Source organism: Sphingomonas sp. CFBP 13720 (assembly GCF_014842075.1).
GTDB lineage: Bacteria > Pseudomonadota > Alphaproteobacteria > Sphingomonadales > Sphingomonadaceae > Sphingomonas.
Genome location: NZ_JACYVA010000001.1, coordinates 61,948 through 83,705, shown reverse-complemented (window position 1 = coordinate 83,705; position 21,758 = coordinate 61,948). Strand labels below are relative to the sequence as shown.

The following is a 21,758-nucleotide window of genomic DNA, read 5'->3' as shown; positions in this document are numbered from 1 at the left end:
TCAGCGGCAGGAAAAGGCCTGTACCCGGCCCCGGTCGTCCAGCTCGATGTTCAGCCGGTCGGCCCGGAAATCCATCGTCACCATGTCGCCCGGCCGGACGCCGCGCACGCTGGCAGCGCCAGCGCGCTTCTGTGCCTTCGCCGACAGGGCGGGCGTGAAGGCTTGGCCGATCGACGCGCGCGGTGCGGCAGCGTCGCAACCCGGCGACGGCACGCCCGCGACCGGCGCTACCGCTGCCCGGGGCTGGCAGGCGACCAGCGCCAGCGACAGGATCGGCACCCACTTTATTCGACCACCTCCGCACGCGTCATCTTCAGCCGGCCACCCAGCACGGTGAACCCCAGTTGCCCCTCGACCAGCGCCAGCGCGTCACGACCGAATTGTTCGAACCGCCATCCCTGAAGGATCGCCAGCCCGTCGCGCTGGCCGGCGGCCAGCGCCTCCAGATCGTCCGACCGGGCCAGCAGACGCGACGCGACCTTGATCTCGTTCGCGCGAATCTTCAGCAGCAGTTTCAGAAGGTCCGCGACCAATGCGCCTTCCTTGCCGAGCGACGGCTTGCGGTCGTCGCGTCCCGGCATCTCGTCGGACGTCAGCGGGGCGGCACCAGCCAGCGCGGTCATCATCCGTGCACCGATATCGTTGTGCGCCCACGCCGCCGACAGCCCGCGCACCTTGGCAAGATCGGCCTGTTTGCGGGGCGGATTGCCCGCGAGATCGGCGATCGTCTCGTCCTTGACGATGCGCCCGCGCGGCAGATCCTTGCCCTGCGCCTCCATCTCGCGCCATTTGCCCAGCGCCTTCAACCGGCCCAGCACGTCGGGCTTGCGGCTGTTGACCCGCACCCGCTGCCACACCGTTTCGGGATCGTTGAAGTAATTGGCGGGATCGGCGATCCGCTCCATCTCCTCGTCCAGCCACAATCCGCGTCCGGTCTTGCGCAGCTTGCCCAGCATCTTCGGAAAAATCGTCGAAAGATGCGTGACGTCGGCGATCGCGTAATCGATCTGCCGTTCGTCCAGCGGGCGGCGCGACCAGTCGGTGAAGCGTGCACCCTTGTCGACCACGATACCCAGATAGGCGTCGACAAGGTTCGAATATCCGATCTGTTCGCCCTGACCCAGCGCCATCGCCGCGACCTGCGTATCGAACAGCGGGAAGGGGGTCTTGCCGGTCAGGTTATAGACGATCTCGATGTCCTGTCCGCCGGCATGGAATACCTTCAGCACGTCGTGATTTTCGACCAGCAGGTCGAGCAACGGCTTGAGGTCGATGCCCTGCGCCATCGGGTCGATCGCGGCCGCTTCCTCGGTATTGGCGATCTGGATCAGGCACAGTTCGGGCCAATAGCTGTTCTCGCGCATGAACTCGGTGTCGACGGCGACGAAGTCGGATGTGGCGAGGCGGGTACAGAGGGCCGCGAGTGTCGCGCTGTCCTCGATCAACGGATGGATATGCATCGCACCCGCATAGCAAGGGTCGCGCGCCTTGACAAAAGGGTGTTGGAGAGGGGAAGCGCGGCCCAACCGAAGTCACTATTGTAGTGAGCGTCCCCCGGAAGGTTCCAGAATGCACGCCTATCGCACCCATAACTGCGGCCAGCTAACCGATGCGAACGACGGCGACACCGTCCGCCTTTCGGGCTGGGTGCATCGCAAGCGCGACCATGGCGGCGTGCTGTTCATCGATCTGCGCGACCATTACGGCATTACCCAGATCGTGGCGGATGGCGATTCCCCCGCGCTCGCGCTGCTCGACTCCGCACGCACCGAATCGGTGCTGACGATCGACGGCACCGTGAAGCTGCGCAGCGACGCGACGAAGAACCCGAACCTCGCGACCGGCGCGATCGAAATCTATGCCCGCGCCGCGACGCTCCAGTCGGCGGCGCAGGAATTGCCGATGCCGGTGGCGGGCGAGGCGGAGTATCCCGAGGATATCCGTCTGCGCTATCGCTTCCTCGATCTGCGGCGCGAACGGCTGCATGCCAATATCCTGCTGCGCTCGAACGTCATTTCGTCGCTGCGCCGCCGGATGATCGATCAGGGCTTTACCGAGTTCCAGACCCCGATTCTGACCGCGTCCAGCCCCGAAGGCGCGCGCGACTATCTGGTGCCCAGCCGTGTCCATCCCGGCAAGTTCTACGCGCTGCCGCAGGCGCCGCAGATGTTCAAGCAGTTGCTGATGGTCGCCGGTTTCGACCGCTATTTCCAGATCGCGCCCTGCTTCCGTGACGAAGATGCGCGGGCCGACCGCTCGCCCGGCGAGTTCTACCAGCTCGATTTCGAAATGAGCTTCGTCACGCAGGAAGACGTGTTCGCCGCGATCGAGCCGGTGCTGCACGGCGTGTTCGAGGAATATGCCAACTGGCAAGGCAAGGGACGCACCGTGTCGCCGCTGCCGTTCGCGCGCATTCCGTACCGGGAAGCGATGCTGAAATACGGCAACGACAAGCCCGACCTGCGCAACCCGATCGTCATCACCGACGTGTCGGACCTGTTCCGCGGTTCGGGCTTCGGCCGCTTCGCCTCGATCGTCGAGGGTGGCGACGTGGTTCGCGCGATCCCTGCGCCCAAAACCGCCGATCGCAGCCGCAAGTTCTTCGACGACATGAACGCGTGGGCGCAGTCCGAAGGCTTTGCCGGTCTCGGCTATGCCACGCGCAAGGGCGGCGAATGGGGCGGCCCGATTGCCAAGAATCATGGCGAAGCGGGCATGGCCGCGATCGCCGATGCGCTCGGCCTCGGTCCCGATGACGGCGTGTTCTTCGCGGCGGGCAAGGAAGCGCAGGCGGCCAAGCTGGCCGGCCTCGCGCGCACCCGTGTCGGCGAGACGCTGGGCCTCATCGACGACAAAAGGTTCGAGTTCTGCTGGATCGTCGATTTCCCGATGTTCGAATATGACGAGGATCTGAAGAAGGTCGACTTCAGCCACAATCCGTTCTCGATGCCCCAGGGTGAGATGGAAGCGCTGGAGACGATGAACCCGCTCGATATCCTCGCCTATCAGTACGACATCGTCTGTAACGGCGTCGAACTGTCGTCGGGCGCGATCCGGAACCATCGTCCGGAAATCATGTACAAGGCGTTCGAGATCGCCGGATACAGCCAGGCCGACGTGGACGAGAACTTCGCCGGCATGATCAACGCGTTCAAGTTCGGCGCACCGCCGCACGGTGGATCGGCTCCCGGCGTCGACCGCATCGTCATGCTGCTGGCAGACGAGCCGAACATCCGCGAGGTCATCACCTTCCCGATGACGCAGAAGGCGGAAGACCTGATGATGGGCGCGCCGAACTACGCGACGCCGAAGCAGTTGCGCGAGCTGAACCTGCGCGTGACGGTGGACGGTCCGAAGGAAACGTAAGCCCGCTCTTCGGCAGGTGTCGCTCCGGCAAGCGTCGGGGGTTGCACGAAGAAGGCTCCGACATGCGTCGTGCGACACGTGCCGGAGCCTTCACATCCACGACGAAAGTTGGGCATACCGACGACCTGTCCAACCGCATCACGCGTTGGCGAAACGCTCGCCTTCCAGCACGCGCAACTTGCCGTCGGCGATCGCGAATACCGCGCCGTGCAGCTTCAGGTTGCCGGCATCGACGCGTTCCTTGATGAACGGAAACGTCATCAGATTGGCGATCGACACGCGGACGCATTCTTCTTCCAGCGCGTGTTGCCCTTCGGGACCGGTGCCATGTTCCGCCACTACCTTGTCGCGCGCTTCGTCCAGCAGACCGATCCAGTCCTTCACGAACCCGCCGTCGCCGAATTCCGCGTCCGCCAGCGACCGCGTCAGCGCTGCATTGACGCCACCGCAGGCACCATGACCCAGCACGACGATTTCCTCGACCTTCAGCTTGGTGACCGCGAATTCGACTGCGGCGGACACGCCATGCAACCCGCCGGTGTTCTCGCACGGCGGCACCAGATTGGCGACGTTGCGCACGACGAACACCTCGCCCGGCCCGGTGCCGAAGATCGTACCCGGATCGACCCGACTATCGGAACATGCGATGATCATGACCTTGGGCGCCTGTCCTGCCGCCAGTTCGGTCCAGCGGGCCCGTTCCGATTGCCATTCATTGCCCCGGAACCGGTAATATCCTTCGACCAGATCCTGAAAATTGCTCATGATGATCCTGTTCGTTACGGTGCCGGTATTCCCGGCGTACCCCGCATGACGCACGAAAACGCGGTTCGTTGCAATCGTGGTTGCATGGGCCGAGGTTGTGGCCCGGCCCTTCCAACGCTATCTGCAACGGCATGAACGAGATGACGCCGCTTCCCCGTCCGCCACGCGAGCGCAAGCCCGACTGGATCCGCGTGAAGGCGCCGACCGGCAAGGTCGTCGCCGAGACCCGCGCGCTGATGCGCTCGAAAAGCCTGACGACGGTCTGCGAAGAGGCGGCGTGTCCGAACATCGGCGAATGCTGGTCGAAAAAGCATGCGACCGTCATGATCCTTGGCGACACCTGCACCCGCGCCTGTGCCTTCTGCAACGTCAAGACCGGCATGCCGCGCGCGGTCGATCCGATGGAGCCGCAGCATGTGGCGGAGGCGGCGGCGGCGATGGGATTGAACCACATCGTCATTACCTCGGTCGATCGCGACGATCTGCCCGACGGCGGCGCGAAGCAGTTCGTGAAGGTGATCGAGGCGATCCGAGCGGCGAACCCGACCACGACGATCGAGATCCTCACGCCGGATTTCCGCAACAAGCACGAGGCGGCGGTCGAGATGATCGTTGCGGCGCGGCCCGACGTCTACAACCACAATCTCGAAACGGTGCCCCGGCTGTACCCGACGATCCGGCCCGGCGCGCGTTATTACGCGTCGCTGCGGCTGCTCGAAAGCGTCAAGCGGCTCGATCCGTCGATCTTCACCAAATCGGGCGTCATGCTGGGTCTGGGCGAAGAGCGGCTGGAGATTCATCAGGTGATGGACGACATGCGGTCGGCCGACATCGATTTCCTCACGATGGGCCAGTATCTGCAACCCACGCCGCGCCATGCCAAGGTGATCGATTTCGTGACGCCCAAGGCGTTCGATGCGTACGCCGCGATCGCCCGCGCAAAGGGGTTCCTGCTGGTCGCATCGTCGCCGTTGACCCGGTCGAGCTATCACGCTGGCGATGATTTCGACCGGATGCGGACCGCGCGCGACGCGAAGCTGGGGGTCGTTCGCGTCTGATGCCCAAGCATACCGAAACCCGCCACCTGCCGTACACGCCAGAGCAAATGTTCGATCTGGTCGCCGATGTCGGACGCTATGGCGAGTTCCTGCCATGGGTCAGCGCGATCCGCGTCCGGTCGAACAGCGAGACGGAGATGGTCGCCGACATGATTGTCGGGTTCAAGGGATTGCGTGAAAGCTTCACGTCGAAGGTCGCGAAGGAGCGCCCCGGTCATCTGCGCGTCGATTACCTCGACGGGCCGCTTAAATATCTCAACAACGACTGGATTTTCCGTTCCGACGGAAAGGGCGGTACGCTGGTCGAGTTCGCGGTCGATTTCCAGTTCAAGAACCGTGTATTCGAAATGCTGGCCGGACAGGTGTTCGATCGCGCGCTGCGCAAGATGATTGGCGCGTTCGAGGATCGGGCCGCCGCCCTCTACGGCGATTCGGCGACCGGTTCGTCCACGGCTTCTTCTGGCGGCAGCAACAGTTCGAGCGCGCACAACGCGGCCTGAAGCCGGATACCGCCACGTCCCAGATCGCCGAAATGGCGCAGGTCCGCGACCACCTTGGCCGGATCCCCGCCCTTTTCGGCCCGGGCGAAGACGACGGTGCCGACCGGCTTCTTCTCGCTGCCGCCGCCCGGCCCGGCTACGCCCGTGATGGCGACCGCGACGTCGGCCCCGCTGGCCTCCAGCGCACCCTGTGCCATACTCCACGCCGTCGCCACCGACACTGCGCCGAAGGTTTCGAGCACGTCGTTGCTGACACGGACCAGTGCGACCTTGGCATCGTTGGAATAGGTGACGAAGCCCGCCTCCAACACGTCGGACGACCCCGGTATCTCGGTCAGCGCGGCGGCGACCAGCCCGCCGGTGCAGCTTTCGGCCAGCGTGACGCGACGGCCGGCGGCGCGGTTGGCATCGACCACGCGGCGGGCGGCGGCGACCAGTTCGGCGGGAAGAATGGTATCCATCACGTTCAATTCCGACGCGATGCGGCGCACAGCGGCAACCGCATCTGGGGGCGGGGGCTTTCGGCATCGACCTGCGCGAACAGCACGATCAGGCCGGCGACGTTGCGTGGCGGCAGGGGCGCGACCAGATTGGCGGCACGTTCCAGTCGCGGGCAATCTGCTGGATCGACGTTACCGACGACCATCGGTGCGATCAGCGATGCGACCAGTGGCGCTGCAAACGACGAATCGAGCAACTGGATCGCCTGTGGCGCAGTCAGCCGCGACAGCGCCGCCTTGGCGCGCGGCCACGCCGCGTCCGTCTCCGCCTCGTACCGCGCGAGGAACGGCCCGCTGGTCCGCCGCAGCAGCGCGGTGGCGGGCAGGGCGGTGGCGCAACGCGTTCCCGCCTGCCGGATCAGTTCGGGCGCGACGAACAGCACCAGCGCCTCCGCCTCGGCCGGCGTGACGCACGGGGTTGTCTGCGCCTGCGCCGATGCGCACGCGAACAGCGCCAGCGCGGCGGCGATGCGCTTCACGCCGGCACCCGCACGGTCGCGATCGCCTGCGCGGCGATGCCTTCCTCACGTCCGGTAAAGCCCAGCCGCTCGCTCGTCGTCGCCTTGATGCTCACCTGCCGCTCGGTCAACGCCAGCAACTGCGCGATCCGCGTGCGCATTGCAGCGCGGTGCGGTCCGATCTTCGGCGCTTCGCAGATCAACGTCAGGTCGACGAAATCGATCATGCCGCCCTGCGCGCGGACCAGCCCTGCGGCATGGGCGAGGAACTGGCCCGATTCGGCACCGCGCCATTGCGGATCGCTCGGCGGGAAATGCGTGCCGATATCCCCCGCGCCGATCGTCCCAAGCAACGCATCGGTGATGGCGTGCAGCGCCACATCGGCGTCGCTATGCCCCGACAGCCCGCGATCATGCGGTATCCGCACGCCGCCCAGCCACAATTCCTCACCCGCCTCCAGCCGGTGGACGTCGTAGCCGGTCGCGCTGCGTGACACGAGGCCGGCGCGCGCCTCGGCGGCGGCGAAGTCGGCGGGATAGGTGATCTTGTCGAGCATCGGGTCTCCTGCGACCGGGATCACGGTCTTGCCCATGGCGCGCAGCATTTGCGCATCGTCGGTCGCTTCGACGGCAACATCCCATGCGGCATGGGCGTCGCGAATGGCGGACAGCGTAAAGGCTTGCGGCGTCTGTACCCGCACCAACGCGGCGCGGGGCACGACGTCGCCCAGTGCGTCGCCACCCAGCGCCAGCGTATCGGCGACCGGCAACACCGGCACCGCACCCGGCGCATGGTCGAGCGCGGCGATGAGGCGTTCGATCACGGCGGCGGGCACGAACGGCCGTGCCGCGTCGTGGATCAGCACGCGCGTCGTATCGCCGATGGCGGCAAGGCCGTTCGCCACGCTTTCGCGCCGGGTGTCACCGCCGATGACATACTCGACCGGCCCGACCGCATCGATCAGCGCCTGTTCCTGGCCTTCGCCGATGACGACGACGACCCGGTCGATGGCGGGATGCCCGGCCAGCGCCGCATGGGCATGCGCGACCATCGCCTTTCCGGCGATCATCGTGAATTGTTTGGGAATGCCGGTGCCGGCGCGGGTGCCATGGCCGGCGGCGACGATCAGGGCGACGGTGACTTCCATGACCCAGCGCCTAGCGCAAGCCGTGCCGCCCCGCCAGCCTTGCCCTCCGGCGACAATGCCTGTAGGGCCGTGCCTGATTTTTAGGCACGATGACCATGACCCTTTCGCCCATCCGTATCGGTAACGTCGTGATCGACATGCCGGTGATCCTTGCGCCTATGACCGGCGTCACCGACCTGCCGTTTCGCAAGATGGTGCGGCGGCATGGATCGGGGCTGAACGTCACCGAGATGATCGCCAGCCAAGCCGCGATCCGCGAAACCCGCCAGTCGATCCAGAAGGCGATGTGGGACCCGGCCGAAGAGCCGGTGTCGATGCAGCTCGTCGGCTGCACCCCGGTCGAAATGGGCGAGGCCGCGAAACTGGCGCAGGACAAGGGCGCGGCGATCATCGACATCAACATGGGCTGTCCGGTACGCAAGGTGACGAACGGCGACGCCGGATCGGCGCTGATGCGCGACCTGCCGCTCGCGGCCGGGCTGATCGAAGCGGTGGTGAAGGCGGTCGACGTACCGGTGACGGTCAAGATGCGGATGGGCTGGGATCATGCCAGCCTGAACGCCCCCGAACTGGCCCGGATCGCGGAAGACCTTGGCGCGCGGATGGTCACTGTCCACGGCCGTACCCGGAACCAGATGTATCGCGACTCCGCCGACTGGGCGTTCGTACGACGGGTAAAGGACGCCGTGTCGGTTCCGGTGATCGTCAACGGCGATATCTGCAGCGTCGACGATGCTCGGACGGCTCTGGCGCAATCGGGCGCGGACGGGGTTATGATCGGACGCGGCGCCTATGGCCGCCCGTGGCTGCTGGCACAGGTCATGGCGGCGCTGTCCGGCACGCCCGAGCGCGCCGATCCGTCGATCGAAGCGCAATATCACCTGATCGTCGAACATTACCAGATGATGCTCGATCACTATGGTGACGAGGTCGGCGTGAACATGATGCGCAAGCACATCGGCTGGTACACCAAGGGGCTGCACGGCTCCGCCGAGTTCCGCAACAAGGTGAACCAGATCGCCAATCCGAAGACCGTGCTGCAGATGCTCGCCGATTTCTACGCGCCATGGCGCTCGCGCGCGGCGGCCTGAGCGCGATCGGCGACCCCGCCGGTCCGTCGCTCGCCGAACTGTTCGCCCTGCTCCCCGTCGCGACGGTGGTGCTGGACGAGGCAGGATGCATCGCCGACGCCAATGGCGCGGCCGAACATCTGCTGAACCTGTCCGAACGGGCCATGCGCGGCCTTTCGCTGGCACAGATCGTGGCACTGCCACCGGGCTATGGCGACCAGCGCGACGGCCACAGCTTCGTCAGCTATGACTGCGAACTGCGGTTGAAGCGCGGCGGGCGGATACGCGTCGACTTTCACGAAACCCCGGCGGCGCGCGGCAGCGGTTGGCGCATCGTGATGCTCTATGGTGCGGTCGGCAAGGGCTATGGCTCGGCCCGGCCGGCCGGCGCGCGGGCTGCCGCTGGTGCCGCCGCGATGCTGGGTCACGAAATCAAGAATCCGTTGTCGGGCATTCGCGGCGCGGCGCAGTTGCTGGCCGGCGACGTCGACGAACGCGCCGTGCTGACCGATCTGATCATCACCGAAGTCGACCGCATCGCCGCGCTGATCGACCGGATGCAGGACTTTACCGACGAACGCCCGCGCCAGTTACAGGCGGACAACATCTATCCGGTACTGGCGCATGCCCGGCAACTGGCGGCGGCGGGGTTCGCACGCGGGATCACGATCGAGGAACGCTTCGATCCGTCGCTGCCGCCGGTACGGATCGATCGTGACGCCTTCGTCCAGGTGCTGGTCAACCTGCTCAAGAATGCCGCCGAAGCGGTGGAGACCGTCGCCGATCCGCGCATCGTCATCGGTACGGCCTATCGTCATGGCATGTCGCACGGAATCGATGGCGCACCGCGCCGTCCGGTGCCAATCGAATTGACCGTGACCGACAACGGCCCCGGCGCCCCCGCCGATATCGCCGCGCATCTGTTCGAACCGTTCGTGTCGGGCAAGCGGGAGGGGCGGGGCTTCGGCCTTCCGATGGTCGAAAAACTCGTCGGAGAAATGGGCGGGATCGTCCGCTATGCCCGCGAGGGCGAACCGGAGATGACCGTGTTCCGCATATTGTTACCGCGCGCATGACGCAGACCCCCGCGCAGATCCTGTTGCTGGACGATGATGCCGCGATCCGTACCGTCGTGGCGCAGGCGCTGCGTCGCGAAGGTCATGTGGTCCAGACGGTCGGCACGCTGGGCCAGTTGCGGGCGGAACTGCGCGCCGGGATACCCGACGTGCTGGTGACGGATGTCGTGCTGCCGGACGGCGACGGGCTGGAAATGGCGGCGACGCTGGCGGCGGAGCATCCCGATCTGCCGATCATCGTCCTGTCGGCACAGAACACGCTGACCACGGCGGTCCGCGCGACGGAGGCGGGGGCGTTCGATTACCTGCCCAAACCGTTCGATCTCGACACGCTCGCCTTTGCCGTACGTGGCGCGTTGGCACGGCGTCGACATGCGCCCGAAAACGTCGCGATCGACAGCATCGATGCGTCGCTGCCGCTCATCGGGCGATCGCCTGCGATGCAGGACGTGTACCGGATCATCGCGCGGGTCGTCGCGACCGACCTGACCGTGCTGGTGACCGGTGAGTCGGGGACAGGCAAAGAGTTGGTCGCGCGAGCGATCCACGATCTGGGACGTCGACAGCGCGCGCCGTTCATCGCGCTCAACATGGCAGCGATCCCGCGCGAATTGATCGAGGCGGAGTTGTTCGGGCACGAACGCGGCGCGTTCACCGGCGCGGCACACCGTTCCGCCGGCAAGTTCGAACAGGCGGCGGGCGGCACGCTGTTCCTCGACGAGATCGGCGACATGCCGATGGAGGCGCAGACCCGCCTGCTGCGCGTGCTGCAATCGGGTGAGTTTACCAGCGTCGGCGGCGCACGCCTCATTCGCGCCGACGTGCGTATCGTCGCCGCGACCAACAAGACGCTGGCGGCACAGGTCCAGTCGGGCCAGTTCCGCGAAGACCTGTTCTACCGCCTGAACGTCGTACCGATCGCGCTGCCGCCGTTGCGTGAGCGGCGGCAGGACGTCGCGCTGCTCGCGCGGCATTTCCTTGATCAGGCCGCGCGCGACGGCCTGCCGCACAAATCGCTGTCCGCCGGGGCGTTGGCCTTGCTCGAAGCACATGACTGGCCCGGCAATGTCCGCGAGTTGGAGAATTTGATGCGCCGCTCGGCCGTGCTGGGCCGCGATGCAGTGATCGACGCGACCGATCTCAGCGGCGCATTGGGCGAAGCGCGCGACCATGCGATCGCGCCGGCCGACCCGGATATCGATGGCGCGGTACGGGCGTGGCTGCGCCGGATCGCGCGCGAACAGCCCGGCACGATGGAGGACGGCACGCTCTACGACCGGTTGATCGCCGAGGTGGAGCGCCCGTTCATCGAAGCCATGCTGGATCGCCACGGAAACAACCAGCTTCGCGCAGCGAAAGCGATGGGGCTGAACCGCAACACGCTCCGCAAACGGCTCGACGAGCTGGGGATCGATCCGGCGATGCGTGCCTATCTCACTGAAAAATAGCGTCGGCTCGGAGTGATCCGCACCGGGCGCGAATACTGCGTGCGTTACGACCGGAATGTTGTAAAACGGCAACGATGGTTGCTGCGTTGATGGAAACAGACCGCGCCCGAAAGACGCCTGGGCGCTGGTTTCCCGCCATCGAACTGGCGGTCCTGTCGCTGGCGATCGCGACCGGCATCGCCAGCTACTGGCTGTTCGATTCGGCGGAACTCAATCAGGGGGAATTGCCGTCGCCCTCGTTGATGGCGTTCGTGCTGGTCGCCAACCTGATCCCTGCCATGGCGCTGCTGGTGCTGGCGGGACGCCGGATCGCCAAGCGCCGTGCGGCACGGTCGGAAGTCGGCGGCAACGGCACGCTGCACGTCCGGCTGGTCGCGCTTTTCTCGATCCTCGCCAGCGTCCCCATGCTGCTTGTCGCGGTCGTCGCGTCGTTCCTGTTCCAATATGGCGTCGAATACTGGTCGTCGCCCCGTGCACGCGGCGTGTTCGAAAAGGCGCAGGTGATCGCGCAATCGTCGTACAACGAATTTCTGAATGCCGTCGACAGCCAGAATGTCGCCGTCGCCGAGGATATCCGGCGGATGCTGTTCATCAACCGCTATCCGGTCGACAGCGATCCGTTCCGCGTAACCTATGAACAGAGCATCATCGTCCGCAACCTGACCGATTCGGTGCTGTTCGAAATTCCGTCGGACGGACGCCCGGTCTCCGTGGCATCGGCAACGATCTATGAAGGGCCGTTGCGCTGGAGCGTCGATCCGAAGGCGATCGCCGCGATCCGTGCGGGAAAACGCAGTTTCGTGAGCGTGCGCGAAGGGCGGGTGCAATCCGTTACTCGCGTGATCGATACGCCCTATCTCCTCTATTCCGCGCGCGACATCGATCTGGCGACCTATGCCGAACGTGTCAGCCGGACACGCGCCGTGTTGTCGGATTACAAGGCTTTGCTGGCGCGATCGCGCGTCGTTCAGTTGCGGCTCAATATCGTGCTGTTCATCGTGTCGCTCGTGATCGTCGGCCTTGCGGTGTTCGTCGCGCTGGCGGTTGCCGACCGGCTCGTCCGTCCGGTCGGCGCGCTGGTCGGCGCCGCCCGGCGTGTGGCCAGCGGCGATCTGAGCGCCCGCGTCCCCGAACCCAAGGCACGGACGAAGGACGAAATCGGCACGCTGGCCAGCGCGTTCAACAGCATGACCGAACGGCTGGAGGAACAGACGGGCGAACTGGTCGCCGCCAATGCCCAGATCGACAGCCGCCGCGCGCTGATCGAAGCCGTCATGTCGGGCGTCAGCGCTGGGGTCGTCTCGGTCGGTCCCGATCGTTCGGTACGCCTGGTCAACAGCTCGGCCACCGCGTTGCTCAAGACCGGCGCGACCCCGCTGGTCGGCCGGCCGTTGCGCGAAGTCGCTCCCGAACTCGACCAGCTGCTCGAAGGGGAAACGCAGGACGCGATCATCCAGCTTGCGGCGGGTGGCGAGGCGAAGACGCTGGCGGTGCACATCACCCGCGACGATGGGCAGCATATCCTGACCTTCGACGACATCACGCAGCAACTCCTCGATCAACGCCGCGCGGCATGGTCGGACGTGGCACGGCGCATTGCGCATGAGATCAAGAACCCGCTGACCCCGATCCAGCTTGCCGCCGAGCGGTTGCAGCGTCGCTATGGATCGAAGCTGGTCGAGGATGACGGCACCTTCGCACGGCTGACCGAAACGGTCGTGCGACAGGTCGGCGACCTCCGGCGGATGGTTGACGAATTCTCATCGTTCGCGCGGATGCCCAAGCCGGTGTTCCGTGAGGAATCGATCGCTGATCTCGCGCGGCAGAGCCTGTTCCTGCACGAAGTCGCCCACCCCGAGATCGACTATGTCCTCGTCGCCGATGGCCCGGCGATGGTCGTAAGCGATCGGCGGCAATTGGGGCAGGCGTTGACCAACATCGTCAAGAACGCCACCGAAGCCGTTTGCGCGCGGACGGACCCCACCGAACGCGGCCGGATCGAGATTGTGGTATCCACGACCGACGACGGACGAATGCATATCGATACGACCGATAACGGGATCGGCTTGCCGGTTGAGAGGGACCGGATCCTCGAACCCTATATGACCACGCGCAAGGGTGGAACGGGATTAGGACTGGCGATCGTGCGCAAGATCGTGGAAGAACATTTCGGAACCATATCGTTCGCCGACCGTCCCGATGGCGGGACTATCGTTTCCATCGTCCTCGATACCACCATCCTCGCCGCGCTGGCGGGAACCGGCGGAGTGGGCGAAGATTCCGATCAGGAGGTCACATCGCGTCACCCCATGCTTACCCGGACCGGATCGCATTCATGAAGCTCGATATTCTCGTCGTCGACGACGAAACCGATATCCGCGAACTCGTTGCTGGCGTCCTGGAGGACGAAGGGTATGACACCCGCGGCGCGGCGGACAGCGATGCCGCGCTCGAAGCGGTCGCGATCCGGCGTCCGTCGCTGGTACTGCTGGACGTGTGGTTGCAAGGGTCGAAGCTGGACGGGCTGGAATTGCTCGACGAGTTGAAGGCGCGCGATCCGTCGCTGCCGGTGCTGGTCATCTCCGGCCATGGAAATATCGATACGGCGGTCGCCGCGATTCGGCGTGGGGCAGTCGATTTCATCGAAAAGCCGTTCGAGGCCGAACGTCTGCTGTTCCTCGTCCAGCGCGCGACCGAAACAGAACGTCTCAAGCGCGAAGTCGCGTCGCTGCGCGCGTCCGCCGGGCGCGAGGACGATCTGACGGGCAGCTCGACCGCGATCAACGGCGTCCGCGCGACCCTCAAGCGGGTGGCGGGGACCGGCAGCCGCGTCCTGATCACCGGTGGTGCGGGCGTGGGCAAGGAAGTCGCCGCCCGGCTGTTACATGGTTGGAGCCAGCGGGCGCAGGCACCGTTCATCATCGTCAGCGCGGCGCGGATGACGCCCGAGCGGGTGGACGAGGAACTGTTCGGCGTGGAGGAGGGGGGCAACCTCGTGCGTCCCGGCCTGCTGGAACAGGCGCATGGCGGCACGCTGTTCCTCGACGAGATCGCCGACATGCCGATCGCGACTCAGGCCCGCATCCTGCGGGTGCTGACCGATCAAAGCTTTACGCGGATCGGGGGGACGCGCGTCGTAAAGGTCGACGTACGGGTCGTATCGGCTACCGCGCGCGACCTGCAACAGGAGATCGTCGACGGCAATTTCCGTGAGGATCTTTATTATCGCCTGAATGTCGTGCCGGTGCAGATTCCGTCGCTTGCCGAACGACGGGAGGATATTCCACCGCTGGTCGAACATTTCGTCGCGCATTATGCGAACGAGCGCCGGGTCGCCACACCGGACGTCGCATCGGACGCGATGGTCGCGCTGCAAAGCTATGAATGGCCGGGTAACGTGCGTCAGTTGCGCAATGTGGTCGAACGAACCGTCATCCTGACGCCGGGCAGCCGCATCGCGCGGATCGATATCGACTTGCTGCCGCCCGAGGTGTTGGGATCGGCGGGCGACGGGCCGGGCAGCAACGCCAGCGCGATCATGGGCTCGCCGCTGCGCGAGGCACGGGAATCGTTCGAACGTGAATATCTGCGCGTTCAGATCCGACGCTTCTCGGGCAACATCTCGCGGACCGCGACCTTTATCGGGATGGAACGCTCGGCATTGCACCGTAAGCTCAAGCTGCTGGGTATTACCGAAACCCGCGGCGAGGAGTAAGCCGATCAGCCCATTGTGCCGCTGCGCCGGCGCGCCTAGATTGGCGATCCGTACCGCAGGGGTGCGGCAATCGGCGCCGGATACCGGCGCTATGCGGGGCAATTCCCCGCCAAGAACAAAGGCATGCCATGGCCGACCGTCACGGATCGCTTCAGGATTTGTTTCTTAATTCACTTCGCCGGTCCAAAACCCCGGTCACGATGTTTCTGGTAAAGGGCGTAAAGCTTCAGGGCATCGTCACGTGGTTCGACAATTTTTCGGTCCTGCTCCGTCGCGACGGGCAGTCGCAACTGATCTACAAACATGCGATTTCAACGATCATGCCGGCCGGTCCTGCCGACCTGACGTCCGTGATCGAAGCTGCATCGGAACATACGTCGAAGAACGCGCCGCTGCAGGAAATCTTTCTGAATGCGGTTCGCAAGGCGAATGAAAACGTCACCATGTTCCTCGTCAACGGCGTGATGCTGCAGGGGCAGATCGCGGCATTCGACCTGTTTTGCATGTTGTTGCAACGGGATGGCATGTCGCAACTGGTGTACAAACATGCAGTATCGACGATCCAGCCCGCCAACCCATTGAACCTGGCCGAAGAACAGGCATCCGGGGCAGAAGGCGATTGAGTACCGGGTTTGACCGCGATGCGCAGGAGTTTTCGCGCGGGGCCAGTGCGATCGTCGTACTTCCCGATATGGGGGGCTCGGCACGCGACAACGACGCACGTCTGGAGGAAACCGCCGGCCTCGCGCTGGCGATCGGCGTAGCGGTCAAACACCGCATTCCATTCCGGGTCCGGTCGCCAAAACCGGGCACGCTGATCGGCAGCGGGCAGATGGATCAGCTTGCCCAAATCGTCCGGGACGAAGAAATCCAGCTTGCGGTGTTCGATGCCGCCCTGACTCCGGTTCAGCAGCGCAACCTCGAAACCGGCCTCGGTTGCAAGGTCATCGACCGTACCGGGTTGATCCTTGAGATCTTTGGCGAACGCGCCCGGACCGCCGAAGGGCGCTTGCAGGTCGAATTGGCGCATCTCGATTATCAGGCGGGGCGGCTCGTGCGCAGCTGGACCCACCTCGAACGGCAGCGTGGCGGTTTCGGCTTCCTTGGCGGTCCCGGTGAGACGCAGATCGAGGCGGATCGCCGCTTGATCCGCGATCGGATGGCGCGTCTGCGTCGGGAACTCGAGGGGGTATCGCGCACGCGTACGCTACATCGCGACCGGCGGCAGCGGGCGCCGTGGCCGGTAATCGCGCTGGTGGGCTATACCAACGCGGGCAAGTCCACGCTGTTCAACCGGCTGACAGGCGCTGGCGTAATGGCGGAGAATCTTTTGTTCGCCACGCTCGATCCGACGTTGCGTCAGATATCGCTGCCCGGCGTCGACAAGGCGATCCTGTCGGATACCGTGGGTTTCGTGTCCGATCTGCCGACCCAGCTCGTCGCGGCGTTCAAGGCTACGCTGGAAGAAGTCGTGTCGGCCGATCTTCTGGTCCACGTCCGGGATGTCGCGCATCCCGATACGGAGGCGCAGGCGGCCGACGTCGAGACCGTGCTGAAAGAGATCGGGGTCGACGAAACCACGCCGCGGATCGAAGCGTGGAACAAGCTGGACCTTCTTTCGGAAGACGACCGCACGGAAATGCGCGGAGAAGCCGCGCACAAGCCTGATGTGGTCGCATTGTCCGCGCTGGACGGCGAGGGGGTCGATCGACTGATCCGAACGTTGGCGGACCGCCTGACGCAAGGCCATCGTCGGTATCGAATTGCCTTGGCGCCGGAGGACGGTGCGAGCGCAGCATGGTTGCATGCGCATGGCGAGGTCGTGGATCACTGGATGGACGATGCCCGCGCGCTGTACGACGTGCGGATGTCGCCGGCGGATTACGAACGCTTCCTGACCCGATAGTGCGCGGAAAGGGTATTCTGATACCGGTAATAGGTATTGGAGGGGAGGATAGGGGCCGTGAACCGATCTGGAGACGGTTTCAGACTCTGAACGCCCTTCCCCGATATTATGCTATCGGCGAGCGGATCAGCGAGTCTGACGGCCGCCTCCGGGAGTCCCGCTGAAAATGTCGGCGGGCAGGGGGCTTAGGTATTGCGAAGGGCCTGCTTGGCACGTTGCCAAGCCGCTTCCTTGTCCGCGAGCGACTGTCCGGCAAAACCTTCTTCCGCGGCCTCCATTGCAGCAAAACGCCGCTCGAACTTCCCGTTCGCCGCCCGCAACGCCGCCTCGGCATCGATGCCCATATGCCGAGCCCAATTGACGAGTGAGAACAGCAGGTCGCCTACCTCTTCGAAACGATCCGCATCTGCCTGCTCGACTTCCGCAAGTTCCTCATCGATCTTCGCACGCGGCCCTGCCGCATCAGGCCAATCAAAACCCACACGTGCCGCCCGCTTCTGCAACTTCTCCGCACGCGCCAGCGCCGGCAATCCGAGAGCGACTCCCGCAAGTGCCCCGGTCTGTCCAGGCTTCCCCCGACGTTCTTCCGCCTTGATCTGTTCCCACGAAGCAGGTCCGCCGTGCGTCCGATCACCGAAGATATGTGGATGCCGTCGCTCCATCTTGTCGCTGATCGCGGCGGCCACATCATTCAGGTCGAAATGACCGGCTTCTTCCGCGATCCGGCTTAGAAAGACGACCTGTAACAGCAAGTCGCCTAGTTCGTCCTTCAGGTCTGTCAGGTCGCCACGCTCAATGGCGTCGGCCACTTCATACGCTTCCTCGATGGTGTAGGGTGCGATCGTCGCAAAGCTTTGAACCTTGTCCCATTCACAGCCATGCTCCGGATCGCGCAACCGCGCCATGATCGCAATGATGCGTTCCACGGCATTCGTGGCAGACAACCGGGGCATCACCATTCCCTAACCTTACAAACGGCAGTTCGATAATACACATTATGTAAAATCATAGCGAATTTCGAGCTGCTTCTTCGCCCGCATCGGTCGGATCGCCCTGTAATATCAGCGTACCCCGTTCGACCCGCCAACCAGACAATCTCGACAGAAAGTTCATCCCGATAACGTCGAACGATTCGAACGTCGGCGAGATCACGACCGGTAAGTCGCGCGTTTCAAGGCTGCCGAGCCGCAGCGTCTCAACACGACCGCGTGCCGCCTGTATCGCACCGTTAGCGGTGTTCAGTATCACTGGCGGAACGCGCCGCAGCGCAATGCCCGCTTCCCGTGCGGTTTCCTCCGAAATCGCTGTAGTGGTCGCACCGCTATCGATCAGCATCCGCCGTTCGACACCGTTGAGCATTACCTTCGCCCAGAAATGACCGTCGGGCGACTGACGGATACGTACCGTATCGCCATCGACGGTCTGGTCTTCGATGCCGATCGTATTACCGAAGCCTGACAGCGCCTCGGCAATTCGCGCCCGGTGGCTGAAACCGACGTACAGCAGGAAAGCGATGACCGCCCATCCAGCAAGTGCGCGCAGTATCGATCCGACCGACGGCCGTCGGGCCAGCAGCGCCGACAATGGCAACATCAGCGTCAGGCAACCAAGCACGATCAGCGCGGTACGATCGTCGTTCATGCGATCAGTTCCAAACCGTCATAGGCGGGCTGGATCGTGGGCGGCAATTCGGCGACCAGTGTGGCGTAATCGAGCGTCTGGTCCATATGAATCAGTGCCGTACGCCCTGCTCCTACTTCCCGTGCAAACTCGATTGCTTCGGAAAGCGACGGATGAGTCGGATGTGGCGCGATGCGCAATGCATCGACGACCAGAATATCGACCCCGGCATAAAGCGTGCGCATCGCGGGTGTCACGGCGCTGAAGTCCGTTGCGTAGCCGATCGACCGGCCGCCGGCGGAAAAACGCAAGCCAGCCGACGATATCGATCCATGTGGTTGATCCGTCACGCCGATATCGATCGTCCCGATCGTCAGCGTGTCCGGCAGCGCATGTCCAATCACCGTCGCGCGATATCCCGCGCGCCCGGCAAACACATAGTCGAACCGCGCCCGCAGCGACGTCAGCGTCTCCGGCCGGGCATAGCCGACCACCGGCGCGCGGCGCGCATGGAAAAGCTGCCGCAGATCGTCGATCCCGTGGCAATGATCGGCATGATCGTGCGTCCACAGTACCGCGTCGACATCGGCCACGTCGGCGGCCAATAGTTGTTCGCGCATGTCTGGACCGGTGTCGATCAGGATGCGCGTATCGTCATGTTCGATCAGCGCGGACACGCGCGTCCGCCGGTTGCGCGGTTCCGTCGGATCACACGCGCCCCAGTCGTTGCCGATGCGCGGTACGCCCGACGAGGTGCCCGACCCGAGGATGCGGACCTTCACGCCAGCGTCTTGGAAAACAAGGTGTGGAAATTGATCCGGGTGGCGTCGGCCAACGCATCGGCATCCTCGCCGCGCAACGTCGCGAGGAACCGGCAGGTATCGGCGACGAATGCCGGCTCACCAGGCCTTCCCCGGTGTGGCACGGGCGCGAGGAACGGCGCGTCGGTTTCGATCAACAGCCGATCTTGCGGCAAGTCGCGCGCCACCGCCTGCAACGCCTGCGCATTCTTGAACGTCACGATGCCGGAAATCGAGATGTAGAAGCCCAGATCGATCGCGATCCGGGCCAACTCGGCCGATCCGGTGAAGCAGTGCAGAACGCCGGGAAAGGCCCCCTTGCCCAACTCGTCGCGCAGGATCGCGGCGGTATCCTCCTCTGCATCGCGCGTATGCACGACGATGGGTAGACCCGTTTCGCGACACGCGGCCAGATGCGCGCGGAAGCTGATCTGTTGCCGTACGCGGTCACTATGGTCGTAATAGTAATCGAGTCCGCTTTCGCCGATCCCCACGACGCGGGGATTTTGCGTGCGTTCGATCAGTTTTGTCGTGTCGATATGCGGGTGCTGGTCAGCTTCGTGCGGGTGGATGCCGACCGTGGCCCAGACGTCCGACTCGCGTTCCGCTGTTGCGATCACGGCGTCCCACTCGCTTTCGCGGGTCGAGATATTGAGCATTGCGACGACGCCGGCGGATCGGGCGCGGGCAAGCACGTCGCCCTGCATTTCCTCGACGCCCTTGTAGTTCAGATGGCAGTGGCTGTCGGCCAGTTTCATACCGGCACGGACTCCTCGATCGTCAGTCGTGGGAAGATGGGGGTCGGCGGCGCGATACGGAAGCCCCCAGCCTGCGCGGCGGCATACCAGCCATCGTCGCCGAGCACGTCATGCCCCGCCCCCGCCTGTCCCAATTGCGCCAGCAATGCTTCGGCGGACGCGGGCACCACCGGATAGATCGCGACGGCAAGGTCGCGAATGACCCGGACGAGCGTGCCGAGGACGGCATGCATCCGATCGGGGTCGGTCTTGCGCAGCGCCCATGGTGCCTGCACGTCGATATACTGGTTACAGGCGAATACGCCGCGCATCCATGCTTCCAGTCCCTGCGACAGATGCAGGTCCATGAAGCCGCGACGCAGGCCGTCGATGGCTTCGCCGACGGCCGAGACCAGCGCGGCATCGGCAGGATCGCCGCGACCCATGGCGGGAAGTTCGCCGCCCAGATTCTTGGCAATGAACGATAATGTCCGCTGCGCAAGATTACCGAAGCTGTTGGCCAGGTCGCTGTTTGCGCGGGTTACGATCGCATCGTCGGAAAAGGTGCCGTCCTGTCCGAAGCTGATGTCCCGCAACAGGAAATAGCGAAGCGTATCGACGCCGTACAACGTCGCCAACTGCATCGGGTCGACGACGTTACCGGTCGACTTTGACATTTTCTCGCCCCGGTTCAGCAGGAACCCGTGGCCGAACACCTTCTGCGGCAGCGGCAGCGCGGCCGACATGAGAAATGCGGGCCAATACACGGCGTGAAAGCGCACGATATCCTTGCCGATCAGATGCAGCGCAGCGGGCCAGTAGCGGTTAGGCGCATCGGGATAACCGGTGCCGGTCAGGTAATTGGTGAGCGCGTCCACCCATACGTACATGACGTGCCCGGGACTGCCCGGCACCGGCACGCCCCAGTCGAAGCTGGTGCGCGACACCGACAGGTCGGTCAGGCCGCCTTCGACAAAGCGCAGCACTTCGTTGCGCCGGCTTTCGGGCTGGATGAAATCGGGGTTCGCCGCATAGAAATCGAGCAGCGGCTGCTGATACTTCGACAGGCGGAAGAACCACGTTTCCTCGGCGGTCCATTCGACCGGCGTCCCCTGCGGCGACAGGCGTGCCCCGCCCTCGCCGTCGACCAGTTCCTTTTCCTCGTAGAACGCTTCGTCGCGAACCGAATACCAGCCCTCGTACCGGTCGAGATACAGGTCGCCCGCATCGCGCATGGCGGTCCAGATAGCCTGCGACGCGGCGTAATGCTGCGGTTCGACGGTACGGATGAAACGGTCGCAAGAAATATTCAGTGCGCCCGACATCTCCCGGAAATAGCCGGACATTTCATCCGCGAGCGCCCGCACCTCGACACCGCGTTCGCGTGCGGTCTTGACCATCTTCAGCCCATGTTCGTCGGTGCCGGTCTGAAAGAACACGTCGCGCCCGGCCTGACGCTGGAACCGGGCGATCGCGTCTGCCGCGATCATTTCATAGGCATGGCCGATATGCGGCCGCCCGTTGGGATAATGGATCGCGGTGGTGATATAGAATGGATCGGACATGGTCGCAGGCTCTACGGCGCGGCCCG

The 21,758-nt window shown here is 64.5% G+C and carries 21 protein-coding genes; 10 read left to right on the top strand and 11 right to left on the bottom strand.

Annotated elements, in window-relative coordinates; all coding sequences use genetic code 11:
- Together IFT55_RS00485 and rnd are read right to left on the bottom strand one after the other, a co-directional pair.
- Window positions 1-279, bottom strand: a complete 279-nt coding sequence (locus tag IFT55_RS00485) for an I78 family peptidase inhibitor (RefSeq protein ID WP_192088456.1) — start codon at window positions 277-279, stop codon at window positions 1-3.
- 5 nt (window positions 280-284) lie between these two features.
- Window positions 285-1,460, bottom strand: a complete 1,176-nt coding sequence (rnd, locus tag IFT55_RS00480; protein WP_192088455.1) for a ribonuclease D — start codon at window positions 1,458-1,460, stop codon at window positions 285-287.
- A gap of 109 nt (window positions 1,461-1,569) precedes the next feature.
- Here rnd and aspS point away from each other — a divergent pair, with 109 nt between their 5' ends.
- A complete protein-coding gene (gene aspS, locus IFT55_RS00475; RefSeq protein WP_192088454.1) occupies window positions 1,570-3,366 on the top strand; it encodes an aspartate--tRNA ligase in 1,797 nt (598 codons plus the stop codon).
- A gap of 138 nt (window positions 3,367-3,504) precedes the next feature.
- Here aspS and IFT55_RS00470 read toward each other — a convergent pair whose 3' ends face one another.
- Window positions 3,505-4,131 (bottom strand): carbonic anhydrase, encoded by a 627-nt coding sequence (locus IFT55_RS00470; protein WP_192088453.1) that lies wholly within the window; start codon window positions 4,129-4,131, stop codon window positions 3,505-3,507.
- A 131-nt stretch (window positions 4,132-4,262) separates the two neighbouring features.
- Here IFT55_RS00470 and lipA point away from each other — a divergent pair, with 131 nt between their 5' ends.
- Window positions 4,263-5,189 (top strand): lipoyl synthase, encoded by a 927-nt coding sequence (gene lipA, locus IFT55_RS00465; RefSeq protein ID WP_192088452.1) that lies wholly within the window; start codon window positions 4,263-4,265, stop codon window positions 5,187-5,189.
- Window positions 5,189-5,689, top strand: a complete 501-nt coding sequence (locus IFT55_RS00460) for a type II toxin-antitoxin system RatA family toxin (RefSeq protein WP_192088451.1) — start codon at window positions 5,189-5,191, stop codon at window positions 5,687-5,689. Before lipA ends, IFT55_RS00460 begins: the two co-directional genes overlap by 1 nt.
- Here the strand turns inward: IFT55_RS00460 and IFT55_RS00455 are convergent.
- From IFT55_RS00455 to IFT55_RS00445, 3 genes are read right to left on the bottom strand one after another with little or no spacing between them, the layout of a single operon-like run.
- A complete protein-coding gene (locus IFT55_RS00455) occupies window positions 5,611-6,150 on the bottom strand; it encodes a CinA family protein (RefSeq protein WP_192088450.1) in 540 nt (179 codons plus the stop codon). The genes IFT55_RS00460 and IFT55_RS00455 overlap by 79 nt on opposite strands.
- A 5-nt stretch (window positions 6,151-6,155) precedes the next feature.
- Window positions 6,156-6,668 carry a hypothetical protein gene (locus IFT55_RS00450; RefSeq protein WP_192088449.1) on the bottom strand — a complete coding sequence of 171 codons (513 nt, stop codon included), beginning with the start codon at window positions 6,666-6,668 and terminating at the stop codon, window positions 6,156-6,158.
- On the bottom strand, window positions 6,665-7,795 hold the full coding sequence (locus IFT55_RS00445) for a bifunctional 2-C-methyl-D-erythritol 4-phosphate cytidylyltransferase/2-C-methyl-D-erythritol 2,4-cyclodiphosphate synthase (protein ID WP_192088448.1): 1,131 nt from the start codon (window positions 7,793-7,795) through the stop codon (window positions 6,665-6,667). The genes IFT55_RS00450 and IFT55_RS00445 overlap by 4 nt, the downstream gene beginning before the upstream one ends.
- A gap of 89 nt (window positions 7,796-7,884) precedes the next feature.
- On the opposite strand from IFT55_RS00445, the gene dusB reads away from it, so the two are divergent.
- From dusB to hflX, 7 genes are all read left to right on the top strand, one after another.
- Window positions 7,885-8,886 (top strand): tRNA dihydrouridine synthase DusB, encoded by a 1,002-nt coding sequence (gene dusB / locus IFT55_RS00440; protein WP_192088447.1) that lies wholly within the window; start codon window positions 7,885-7,887, stop codon window positions 8,884-8,886.
- The gene (locus IFT55_RS00435; protein WP_192088446.1) at window positions 8,862-9,941 is read left to right on the top strand and encodes a two-component system sensor histidine kinase NtrB; all 1,080 of its coding nucleotides are present in this window, start codon (window positions 8,862-8,864) and stop codon (window positions 9,939-9,941) included. Before dusB ends, IFT55_RS00435 begins: the two co-directional genes overlap by 25 nt.
- Window positions 9,938-11,389: a nitrogen regulation protein NR(I) gene (ntrC, locus tag IFT55_RS00430; RefSeq protein ID WP_192088445.1), complete on the top strand. Its 1,452-nt coding sequence runs from the start codon at window positions 9,938-9,940 to the stop codon at window positions 11,387-11,389. The genes IFT55_RS00435 and ntrC overlap by 4 nt, the downstream gene beginning before the upstream one ends.
- A gap of 89 nt (window positions 11,390-11,478) precedes the next feature.
- Complete coding sequence (locus tag IFT55_RS00425; protein WP_192088444.1) at window positions 11,479-13,728, top strand: sensor histidine kinase NtrY-like; 2,250 nt, start codon at window positions 11,479-11,481, stop codon at window positions 13,726-13,728.
- Window positions 13,725-15,104 carry a nitrogen assimilation response regulator NtrX gene (gene ntrX, locus IFT55_RS00420; RefSeq protein WP_192088443.1) on the top strand — a complete coding sequence of 460 codons (1,380 nt, stop codon included), beginning with the start codon at window positions 13,725-13,727 and terminating at the stop codon, window positions 15,102-15,104. Before IFT55_RS00425 ends, ntrX begins: the two co-directional genes overlap by 4 nt.
- Window positions 15,105-15,205: 101 nt before the next feature.
- Window positions 15,206-15,727 carry an RNA chaperone Hfq gene (gene hfq, locus IFT55_RS00415; protein ID WP_342029234.1) on the top strand — a complete coding sequence of 174 codons (522 nt, stop codon included), beginning with the start codon at window positions 15,206-15,208 and terminating at the stop codon, window positions 15,725-15,727.
- The gene (gene hflX, locus IFT55_RS00410; protein ID WP_192088441.1) at window positions 15,724-17,010 is read left to right on the top strand and encodes a GTPase HflX; all 1,287 of its coding nucleotides are present in this window, start codon (window positions 15,724-15,726) and stop codon (window positions 17,008-17,010) included. Before hfq ends, hflX begins: the two co-directional genes overlap by 4 nt.
- Before the next feature lie 185 nt (window positions 17,011-17,195).
- Here hflX and mazG read toward each other — a convergent pair whose 3' ends face one another.
- The 5 genes from mazG to metG are packed head-to-tail and all read right to left on the bottom strand — an operon-like array spanning window position 17,196 to window position 21,732.
- Complete coding sequence (gene mazG, locus IFT55_RS00405) at window positions 17,196-17,969, bottom strand: nucleoside triphosphate pyrophosphohydrolase (protein ID WP_249403499.1); 774 nt, start codon at window positions 17,967-17,969, stop codon at window positions 17,196-17,198.
- 46 nt (window positions 17,970-18,015) lie between these two features.
- On the bottom strand, window positions 18,016-18,651 hold the full coding sequence (locus IFT55_RS00400) for a retropepsin-like aspartic protease family protein (protein WP_192088440.1): 636 nt from the start codon (window positions 18,649-18,651) through the stop codon (window positions 18,016-18,018).
- A complete protein-coding gene (locus IFT55_RS00395) occupies window positions 18,648-19,412 on the bottom strand; it encodes an MBL fold metallo-hydrolase (protein ID WP_192088439.1) in 765 nt (254 codons plus the stop codon). Before IFT55_RS00395 ends, IFT55_RS00400 begins: the two co-directional genes overlap by 4 nt.
- A complete protein-coding gene (locus tag IFT55_RS00390) occupies window positions 19,409-20,188 on the bottom strand; it encodes a TatD family hydrolase (protein WP_192088438.1) in 780 nt (259 codons plus the stop codon). The genes IFT55_RS00395 and IFT55_RS00390 overlap by 4 nt, the downstream gene beginning before the upstream one ends.
- Window positions 20,185-21,732 carry a methionine--tRNA ligase gene (metG, locus tag IFT55_RS00385; RefSeq protein WP_192088437.1) on the bottom strand — a complete coding sequence of 516 codons (1,548 nt, stop codon included), beginning with the start codon at window positions 21,730-21,732 and terminating at the stop codon, window positions 20,185-20,187. Before metG ends, IFT55_RS00390 begins: the two co-directional genes overlap by 4 nt.
- Window positions 21,733-21,758: the final 26 nt, after the last annotated feature.

Coding starts and splice junctions, on each gene's coding strand:
- IFT55_RS00390 (WP_192088438.1), bottom strand. CDS start 20,188: ATGAAACTGGCCGACAGCCACTGCCATCTGAACTACAAGGGCGTCGAG.
- IFT55_RS00470 (WP_192088453.1), bottom strand. CDS start 4,131: ATGAGCAATTTTCAGGATCTGGTCGAAGGATATTACCGGTTCCGGGGC.
- IFT55_RS00460 (WP_192088451.1), top strand. CDS start 5,189: ATGCCCAAGCATACCGAAACCCGCCACCTGCCGTACACGCCAGAGCAA.
- IFT55_RS00435 (WP_192088446.1), top strand. CDS start 8,862: ATGGCGCTCGCGCGCGGCGGCCTGAGCGCGATCGGCGACCCCGCCGGT.
- rnd (WP_192088455.1), bottom strand. CDS start 1,460: ATGCATATCCATCCGTTGATCGAGGACAGCGCGACACTCGCGGCCCTC.
- lipA (WP_192088452.1), top strand. CDS start 4,263: ATGAACGAGATGACGCCGCTTCCCCGTCCGCCACGCGAGCGCAAGCCC.
- metG (WP_192088437.1), bottom strand. CDS start 21,732: ATGTCCGATCCATTCTATATCACCACCGCGATCCATTATCCCAACGGG.
- IFT55_RS00455 (WP_192088450.1), bottom strand. CDS start 6,150: ATGGATACCATTCTTCCCGCCGAACTGGTCGCCGCCGCCCGCCGCGTG.
- mazG (WP_249403499.1), bottom strand. CDS start 17,969: ATGGTGATGCCCCGGTTGTCTGCCACGAATGCCGTGGAACGCATCATT.
- IFT55_RS00425 (WP_192088444.1), top strand. CDS start 11,479: ATGGAAACAGACCGCGCCCGAAAGACGCCTGGGCGCTGGTTTCCCGCC.
- dusB (WP_192088447.1), top strand. CDS start 7,885: ATGACCATGACCCTTTCGCCCATCCGTATCGGTAACGTCGTGATCGAC.
- ntrX (WP_192088443.1), top strand. CDS start 13,725: ATGAAGCTCGATATTCTCGTCGTCGACGACGAAACCGATATCCGCGAA.
- aspS (WP_192088454.1), top strand. CDS start 1,570: ATGCACGCCTATCGCACCCATAACTGCGGCCAGCTAACCGATGCGAAC.
- IFT55_RS00400 (WP_192088440.1), bottom strand. CDS start 18,651: ATGAACGACGATCGTACCGCGCTGATCGTGCTTGGTTGCCTGACGCTG.
- IFT55_RS00445 (WP_192088448.1), bottom strand. CDS start 7,795: ATGGAAGTCACCGTCGCCCTGATCGTCGCCGCCGGCCATGGCACCCGC.
- ntrC (WP_192088445.1), top strand. CDS start 9,938: ATGACGCAGACCCCCGCGCAGATCCTGTTGCTGGACGATGATGCCGCG.